At 46.1% G+C, this 532-nt stretch carries 2 tRNA genes and 1 rRNA gene; all 3 read left to right on the top strand.

From position 1 onward, the window contains the following. Window positions 1-97, top strand: a 16S ribosomal RNA gene (locus tag ACJHX3_RS25065); the annotation flags it as partial. A gap of 68 nt (window positions 98-165) precedes the next feature. After that, window positions 166-242: transfer RNA gene (locus ACJHX3_RS25060), tRNA-Ile, on the top strand. A 42-nt stretch (window positions 243-284) separates the two neighbouring features. Next, window positions 285-360 (top strand) — tRNA-Ala (locus ACJHX3_RS25055). Window positions 361-532: the final 172 nt, after the last annotated feature.

The following is a 532-nucleotide window of genomic DNA, read 5'->3' as shown; positions in this document are numbered from 1 at the left end:
AACCTTCGGGAGGGCGCTTACCACTTTGTGATTCATGACTGGGGTGAAGTCGTAACAAGGTAACCGTAGGGGAACCTGCGGTTGGATCACCTCCTTACCTTAAAGAAGCGTACTTTGCAGTGCTCACACAGATTGTCTGATGAAAATGAGCAGTAAAACCTCTACAGGCTTGTAGCTCAGGTGGTTAGAGCGCACCCCTGATAAGGGTGAGGTCGGTGGTTCAAGTCCACTCAGGCCTACCAAATTTGCACGGCAAATTTGAAGAGGTTTTAACTACATGTTATGGGGCTATAGCTCAGCTGGGAGAGCGCCTGCTTTGCACGCAGGAGGTCTGCGGTTCGATCCCGCATAGCTCCACCATCTCTGTAGTGATTAAATAAAAAATACTTCAGAGTGTACCTGCAAAGGTTCACTGCGAAGTTTTGCTCTTTAAAAATCTGGATCAAGCTGAAAATTGAAACACTGAACAACGAAAGTTGTTCGTGAGTCTCTCAAATTTTCGCAACACGATGATGAATCGAAAGAAACATCT

The organism is Escherichia sp. WS1265 (assembly GCF_046487585.1).
GTDB lineage: Bacteria > Pseudomonadota > Gammaproteobacteria > Enterobacterales > Enterobacteriaceae > Escherichia > Escherichia coli.
This window is presented reverse-complemented; position numbering and strand designations above follow the sequence as displayed.